The sequence below is a fragment of the Fulvivirga aurantia genome (genome assembly GCF_009711475.1).
Classification (GTDB): Bacteria; Bacteroidota; Bacteroidia; order Cytophagales; family Cyclobacteriaceae; genus Fulvivirga; species Fulvivirga aurantia.
Window position 1 is genome coordinate 1 of sequence record NZ_SMMD01000792.1, and the last position, 8,375, is coordinate 8,375.

General features: G+C 39.7%; 7 protein-coding genes. All 7 read right to left on the bottom strand.

The features are described 5' to 3' along the window. Window positions 1-16: 16 nt before the first annotated feature. The 7 genes from E1176_RS10385 to E1176_RS10415 all read right to left on the bottom strand — a co-directional run bounded on the left by E1176_RS10385 (window position 17) and on the right by E1176_RS10415 (window position 8,220). On the bottom strand, window positions 17-358 hold the full coding sequence (locus E1176_RS10385; RefSeq protein WP_155210542.1) for an avidin-fold protein: 342 nt from the start codon (window positions 356-358) through the stop codon (window positions 17-19). Between the two features lie 66 nt (window positions 359-424). Further along, complete coding sequence (locus E1176_RS10390) at window positions 425-2,497, bottom strand: M16 family metallopeptidase (RefSeq protein ID WP_155210543.1); 2,073 nt, start codon at window positions 2,495-2,497, stop codon at window positions 425-427. Window position 2,498: 1 nt separating this feature from the next. Then, entirely contained in the window at window positions 2,499-3,857 is a 1,359-nt protein-coding gene (locus E1176_RS10395; protein WP_155210544.1) for a M16 family metallopeptidase, read from the bottom strand. A gap of 24 nt (window positions 3,858-3,881) precedes the next feature. After that, on the bottom strand, window positions 3,882-4,886 hold the full coding sequence (locus E1176_RS10400; RefSeq protein ID WP_155210545.1) for an adenosine kinase: 1,005 nt from the start codon (window positions 4,884-4,886) through the stop codon (window positions 3,882-3,884). Between the two features lie 60 nt (window positions 4,887-4,946). Next, the gene (locus E1176_RS10405) at window positions 4,947-5,852 is read right to left on the bottom strand and encodes a glycerophosphodiester phosphodiesterase (protein ID WP_155210546.1); all 906 of its coding nucleotides are present in this window, start codon (window positions 5,850-5,852) and stop codon (window positions 4,947-4,949) included. Window positions 5,853-5,923: 71 nt separating this feature from the next. After that, on the bottom strand, window positions 5,924-6,817 hold the full coding sequence (locus E1176_RS10410) for a formylglycine-generating enzyme family protein (RefSeq protein WP_246205998.1): 894 nt from the start codon (window positions 6,815-6,817) through the stop codon (window positions 5,924-5,926). After that, window positions 6,799-8,220, bottom strand: a complete 1,422-nt coding sequence (locus E1176_RS10415) for a sugar porter family MFS transporter (RefSeq protein WP_155210547.1) — start codon at window positions 8,218-8,220, stop codon at window positions 6,799-6,801. Before E1176_RS10415 ends, E1176_RS10410 begins: the two co-directional genes overlap by 19 nt. Window positions 8,221-8,375 lie beyond the last annotated feature (155 nt).

Genomic DNA, 8,375 nt, shown 5'->3' on the forward strand with positions numbered 1-8,375 from the left:
AAATTGAAGCCTTTTTTTATTTCTGTGGTAGCTCTTTATGTTTGGAAGGGAACCATTCCTCCGTATCGAACCAACGCCATTTAAAATCTATTTCAATCAGCTCTTCATTGCTTCTTGAAAGAATCCCTCTCGACTCTCCTGATCTTAATTCCAATGTATCGGTTACACATTGAAAATACAAATACACTTCCCTCTCACTTATTCTTTTTCCTATTACCGAACCGCTAAGAATACCCCCTCCTTTATACTTTCCCTGTATTACATTTTCAATTTCCTGGTATTCAAAGACTGTATCCTGAGCTGACAATCCAGCACCATTTTCTATTACGCTGAACTTAGTCTTATTTAGCTTATACATATCATAAAAAAACCTCACAGGAATTGCATCCCATGAGGCTTTATAAAAGTTAAATTTCTTTACTAATTATTTTTGAAAGGCACTGTCGTCAACCGCACCATTTATTTCTACACTCTGAGTTTTAAGTACCATCTTCATACCTCCACCCATTGGTTGTTTTATTACATGTGGAAACATTATTCCTTCAACCTCCTTATATTCTCCAATTTCAGTATCAGTAGCAACTTCTCCTTGAGGTGTATTAACAACTTTTGATTCACGTATTTTTAATCCTGACTTTGTATCGAAATAGTGAGTAGCTGTAGTTCCGCTAGGTAAAGTCACTTCTACCGCATAGGCATTTGATCCTTCAATTTTCTCTACACCAACCAGCTTAGTCTCCACTTCTAGCTTCTCATATTGTAACTCTGGAAACATAATAGCCTGAAAAGCCATTTCCTTCTTCATAGCTTCATTTACAGGCATTGATTGTCCCATTTGCATAGCTGAAGCTTCCTCTCCATCGTAAGTTTGTCTCATTGCTACAGTTCCACCCATTTTGGCTTCCATCACAAACTTATTTGGCGCTTTTTTCACAAGCATCATATCAATCTGGTTGCCCATCATATCAGCACTCATCTTTGTTTTGATGGTATTTACAGACTCTAGCTTCTCCTTACCTCCAATAGCATTGATATAGTCTTCAATCACTTTTTCAGCTGTAAGACCAGCTGGTAGTGCCATTTTTGCCGATGGCTCATACTCATTTCCGTAAATATCAAAATACTTAACATCGCCAAACTGCTTTAGGCTTTCGGCTACTTCAGAGGCTTTCCCTACGATCACTATATTAGATTGCTCAGGCTTGATGTATTTGTTTGCCATGTTCTTCACATCATCAAGCGAAGTTTCTGATACATTCTTCAAATAGTTAGCATAATAGTCTTCTGGCAAGTCATAACGTGCTGAATTAATCGCAAAGTTTGCGATTGTCTGGGGGCTCTCTAGTGATCTTGCAAAACTACCTATGATTGAAGCTTTGGCTGCCATCAACTCTTTTTCTTCTACTGGCTCATTCTTTATTTTTTTAAGCTCGTATAAGAATTCATGAACCGCACTATCAGTAACTTCATTTCTTACGCTGGCACCAGCAGAAAAATTACCTACAAGATCATCACTTGATAGACTAGATCTTGCTCCGTACGTGAAGGCTTTATCTTCACGAAGATTTTGCATTAGTCTTGAAGAAAAACCACCACCTAAAATTTGATTAAGCACTCTCGCCTTAATTACATCTGGATTACCCGGCTCTAGTGCAATCGGATAAGTAACATCTATCACAGACTGTACAGAAGAAGATCTGTCGACCATTGCTATGTAAGTACTCTCAGGAGCCTGAGGTGTTTCATAGGTTGGTTGTACTATTTCACCTTTTTCCCAATCGTTGAAATACTCCTTTACAAGACTTTTAGCCTCTTTTACAGAGATATCGCCTACTACAGCGAGATAACCCACATTAGGCTTAAAATACTTGTTGTAGTATGCTTTACAATCTTCAAGCGTAATGTTTTCAACCGTTTCCTCAGTTGTAAGCTCACCATATGGGTGATCTTTACTATATGTAACTACACTGCTCACATTATTAGCAATAGCACTCGGATCTTCCTTAGCGGCTGCAAGACCTGAAAGCGTTTGCTTTCTTATCTTCTCTAACTCGTCTTGAGGAAATGATGGATTGAATAAAACATCAGTCATCAATTCCAATAGTTTTTCCTTATGCTTGGTAAGAGATGAAGCGAAAATACCATTTGAAGAAGTGCTTAATGAAGCTCCTATAAAATCGATTTCTTCATCGAGCTGCGCTTTTGTACGATTTGTGGTACCGCTTCTAAGTAGCTGGCCTGTTGTGCTTACATAACCTGCCTTATCACCTTCCATAATAGGCTCATTGTCTAAAATCAAAGAAAATGCTACACGAGGTATTTTATTGTTTTCTACAACAAAGACCTTTAGCCCATTTTTGAGTTCGAAAGACTGGTAATCTGCTATTTGTATTTCTGGAGCTGGTCCTGGCTCAGGAGCCACACTTCGATCGACCTGAGCAACTGCAGCAATCGACAGGCATAATACTGATAATATTGTTGATATAATGCTTTTCATCTTAATTGTCGGTTTTGAGTTTTAATTCTTCAGGTTTGTTTTTAGCTGACTCAGGTAAGTAGTAAAGTACAACTCGATTGTTTCTATTGAGGTACTTGTTGGCAACATTCTTGATATCTTCTCTGGTTACATCCATATACTTCTCAATTTCTGTATTGATTAGATTGGCATCTCCAAAATAGACATGGTAGTTAGCCAGGTTTTCTGCAATACCTGTAACTGTGCTGTTGCCAGAAACAATGTTGTTTTCTACCTGATTACGAATTTTCTGAAACTCTTTCTCTGTAATAAGCTCATTTTGAACTTTCTCAATCTCTTCGTCCATTCCCTCTTCAAGGTCCTCAAGGCTTACACCCATATTGGCCAGACCAAATGTGAGATAAAGACCAGGATCCTCAGAACCAAAAGGTATAGCTAAAACCTGAAGTGCTTTCTGATCTTCATCGACAAGCTTTTTATACATTCTGCTGCTTTGTCCACCTGATAGCAAAGTGCTAAGCATATTGAGCGCGTAATAATCGTCAGTGCCTTGTGCAGGCATATGGTAAGCCTGTATTACTGCAGGAAGTTGAATTTTGTCGTATACAACGTCTCTGATTTCTTCTTTTTGCTCTGGCTCAACGATATCCGGTCGAGGTATCTCATTGCCACCACGAGGTATGTCTGCAAAATATTTGTCTATCAGCTCTCTTGTCTCTTTGATGTCGATATCACCAGCAATTGAAAGCGTTGCATTCTCAGGCACATAAAAAGTCTTATAGAAATCCATAAACTCATCTAAAGAAGCAGCATTTAAGTGATCCATAGATCCAATAGTAGTCCAACGATAAGGGTGCTCTTTGTAAGCTCTTTTGCTTATTTCCTCCAGTATAGAACCGTATGGTCGGTTATCTACTCTTTGCCTTTTTTCTTCCTTTACAACTTCTCTTTGAGTTTCTACACCTACTTCATCAATATTGGCATGTAGTAGTCTCTCTGACTCTAACCACAGACCTAACTCAAGTTGGTTTGATGGTAGAATTTCGTAGTAATATGTTCTGTCGTTTGATGTGTTTGCATTGTTTACACCACCCGCATTGGTAATGTATTTATCAAACTCTCCTCTCTTGATATTCTTTGATCCTTCAAATAACAAATGCTCAAAGAAATGAGCAAAACCTGTTCTTTCAGGGTCTTCATTTTTAGAACCAACATGGTACATAATAGATACTGCCACTATTGGCGTGGAGTTGTCTTGATGAAGAATAACGTGCATTCCGTTATCCAGGTCATACTCAGTAAATTCTATTTCGTTTGCCTGTGCTATTACCAGCACAATAGCAGCAAAAAACAGAACTAATGTTAAAATTGATTTTTGCATTGTTTATGGTTTAGGGTTGTTTATTTAATTATTGTCGAAAAGGTGGTTTAGTACCTCTTTAGCTTCATGCCACTGTAATCGTGGCCCAAACTTAGCTACTACTTTTGAAGAAGCCAGACTCGCAATCTTACCGGCTTCAGCATAACTATGGCCGTGAGTTATACCATATAAAAAGGCGCCTGCAAACATATCTCCAGCTCCGTTGGTATCTACTGCTTTTACCGCGTACGGTTCTATGTCAATGAAAGTATCTCCATCATATATCATAGCGCCATTTGCTCCTTGAGTGATCACAAATTTCTTAGCCGCTTTTTTTAGCTCTTCTCGTGCTTCGGCAATAGTAGGCTTATCTGTAAAAAGCATGGCTTCTTCCTCATTGCAGAATAGTAAGTCTACACTTGAGCCTACCACTTCTTCCATTTGGCTTTTAAAGTATTTAACCATACTTGGATCAGAAAATGTAAGCGCCACTTTCACACCAGCGTCTTCAGCCATCTTCTTAGCAGTTTTCATAGCTTCTAAGCCATTTTCAGAGGTTACCAGATAACCTTCAATATATATGTAGGTAGAGTCTCTTAGTGCCTGCTCATTTATTTCTTTAGTAGAGTAGGTTGCGGTAATGCCTAGAAAGGTATTCATGGTGCGGTTGGCATCCGGTGTTGTCATAACCAGACACTTCCCTGTAATCCCCTCAGGTGCTGTATCATCCGTAAGATTAGTATCTACGCCATTGTCACCCAGATCTTTCAGGTAAAACTTGCCCATGGCATCATTTGCTACTTTACAGGAGTAATAGCAATTACCACCAAACTGACTGGCTGCGATAATTGAGTTGGCCGCTGAGCCCCCGCATGCCTTACTACTTTTAGATATATCTATACCTTCACTTAACTCAAACTGACGATCAGCATCTACCAAAGTCATCAGTCCTTTTTCAACTTTATAGTCTTCTAAAAATTTATCGTCTACCTCTGTAACGATATCTACCAAGGCATTTCCAATGCCATATACATCATACTTTTTACTCATATATTTTGATTTAGGATTTCACTAAGTTAAAACTCTTTCTTCCACTATTAAAACGAAGTGTTAGTCAGTGGTTTGTTGAGGTGTTAAACCGGCATTTTTGGCCCGGTTAGGATAGTCTGTGATTATTCCATCTACCCCCCACTCTACCAGTTGTAGCATTTCTTCAGGATTGTTAACCGTCCAGGGAATTACTTTGATATCTATCTCGTGAAGTTTTTCAATTTTCTTCTTTGACAGCAATTTGTAGTAGGGACTATAAATTGCAGGCTTAAAGCCTAGACTAGCCAAATTCGTTTCAACAGATCTGCTGTTTTCCACTAAGGCTGCCAGCCTCACTTCAGGATAATTTTCATTCCAATAGCGGAGAACCCGGAAGTCAAATGATTGAATAATAACTCGCTCCCAGGGTAGGTACTGATCAATTAAATCATACACTATTTTAGAAAACTCTTTAGGTGTAGGATGATAGGTGTTATCACCTGCCGGACTACTCTTGAGCTCGATATTATAGTCAACCTCAAATTGACTGTAACTTTTGATGTGCCATTCGGCAGATTTAATGACATCTGACAAAAGTGGTTTACTTGTTTTGATTTTTTCTTGCTCCGGAAACCTTTTAACGGGCAGGGACCCACAATCAAACTGACTCACCTCCTCATAAGTCATTTTGTAAATGTTGAGGCTTTTCTCATCAGATTCAGAAATTTTTGTACTGTCTGGTTTGAGGCAATTGGCATGTGAAATCCAAGGCTCATGGGTAACTACAACTTGTCCATCTTTGGTAATAGCTACATCCAGCTCAAGAGTGGTAACACCCTGATCTAGCGCATATATAAAAGCGGGAATAGTGTTTTCAGGCATCATACCCCGGGCACCACGATGCCCTTGAATGTCGATTGATATTGATTGTGCTGCCACTGTATTATAGACACATATACATATCAAAAATAATTTAATCACTCTCATAATTCCCCGATTTAGTGGTTTTATACGAAACTACAAAATCTAGTATTATCAGATTATGAATTATGGCGTGCTTAAATATCTTGAGCGCAGCGAAAACCCATATGAAAATTGGAAGTTTCCTGACTTGTAAATTGACGAGCCGTAACTCTATAGCCGTGGCAAACTGTAGAATCACACATAAAAGATCCACCTCTTATGACCTTTAGCCGTGGATCTATATGTTTGTTTTCAGGTAAATTTCCATATAACATGTAAGTGTCGGAGCACCACTCCCATACATTACCTCCCATATCTGATAAGCCGCATTGTGTAATTCCAAAACTACCGACTGGAGAGGTATACCGATACCCGTCTTTTGCTGTATTTACAAATGGGAATGCGCCTTGCCAGACATTGGCCTGAAACTCACCTTCACTATCGGCTAATTGATCTCCCCAGCTATATTTATTGCTGGTGTTTTCTCCATTTTTGGCTGCATATTCCCATTCAATTTCTGTAGGTAATCGCTTACCAGCCCATCTGGCGTAGGCATTGGCGTCATTCCAACTTACATGGGTAACAGGGTGGTCGGGTGCTGCTGCGGGCTCCTCAGGACCAAAAGGGTGTTGCCAGGTTACACCATCAACCATTTTATAATGCCCCTTACTGAATTCAAATAATGCCGAGTTGCCAAATTTTTCAGCATCCGTCTCATAACCAGTAGCCAGGACAAATTTTTTAAATTGGCCCACAGTAACAGGGTGCTTATCTATTAAAAAGGCTTTTACCTCCGTTTCAAATATAGGAGCTTCATTTGGCAGCCCTTTTTCAGAGCCAATTTCGATTTCCCCAGCCGAAAAGTATACCATCCCTTCCGGTGGGGTGGGTTGAGCACAAGAAACCATTAAAACACTGATCGCGATTAACCACCAGTGCCCCCAGGATTTGACTTCTTCATTGGAATTCATTACTCCTTTTTTAGCCATAACTGGTCCATTTCCTCCAATGTTTTACCCTTGGTTTCAGGAACAAACCTCCACACAAACAGGATCGCCACGATACATAAACTGGCAAAAATAAAGTAAGGCAACGCTCCGTTAAAAACATTTTCATTAACCTCACTCCCATTGATAACCGGGAATGTGTTTGCGACAATAGCATTAAAAAGCCACTGTGCGGCCACTGCTATAGACATGGCTGAGCTTCTTACTTTGTTGGGGAAAATCTCTGATAAAAGCACCCAAGTAACAGGCCCCATAGAGAGCGCAAAAGAGGCGATAAACGTTAGCATTCCTATAAGTGAAATAATACCCAGTTGATTTAGGTATATAGAAAAACCGAGGGTTCCAATTCCTAAAAACATGCCTAAAGTACCCACTATAAGCAATGGTTTTCTCCCCCACTTATCCACTTGATAAATGGCCACAAAGGTGAATAACAAGTTAACAGCCCCCAGTAATATTTGCTGTTTAAGGGCATCTTCAGGCCCATACCCGAGGGCATTGCTAAATATCTCAGCCCCATAATATAGTATGGCATTTATACCCGTAACCTGCTGCAAAATAGAAAGTGAAACCCCTATAAACAGTACCAATAGCATGCTCTTAGAAAATGCAGTAACCTTTAGTTCTTTACTTTCCCGAATTAAGGAGGCCTCAATTTCTCTAAACTCTCTCTCTGCTTCCTCGGGAGAGGCTGTCACCTTTGCAAATACACGTTTTGCTTCACTATTACGGCCCTTTAGCATAAGCCATCTTGGACTGTGAGGCACAAAGAATAAAAGAATAAAGAAGGCGAGAGCCGGAATAAGCTCTGACCAAAACATAATCCTCCACCCCTGAGTTACGTTATGATGATGTACCTCTTCTAACATTTCTGGTGAAAGAGCTGAAATATCACCACCCCCGATAAAATATGTAGCGAGAAACACGACAAAGAAACCTATAACTATCGCTAATTGATAATAAGACACCAATCGGCCACGCTCTTTGGGTGGAGCAACTTCAGCGATATACATGGGGGCGGTCATGGAGGCAATCCCCACACCTATACCCCCAAGTATCCTAAACAAAACCAAAATGGTGAGCGACTCAGGTATACCAGAGCCCCATGCGGATATGGCAAATAGTAAACCTGATAAGATTAATGTGTATTTTCTACTGTATTTGGCACTTAAAAAGCCCGCAATGAGTGCTCCGGCAAGACAACCATAAAGAGCGCTACTAACCGCCCAGCCTTGCTCTCCTTTTGTAAAATTGAAATACTCTGTAAAGTATAGCTGAGAACCGCCAATAACTCCGGTGTCGTAACCAAATAATAAGCCACCAAGGGTGGCTACTATTGTAATACCTAAAATGAAGGTTCTGTAATTGTGTGGTTTCTGGGTCATTTAAGTTTGATTTTAGGAAGTGCTATTTTTTGTGATGTGCTGTTAAAGTTGATTGCTTTCGGCTTCCGGGTTTCATTATGCCAAACTGCTATCATAGGGTTGTATTTGATTTTAGTTTTTATTCTTGTTTTGAAATCAGCCTTTTCTTATTTGCA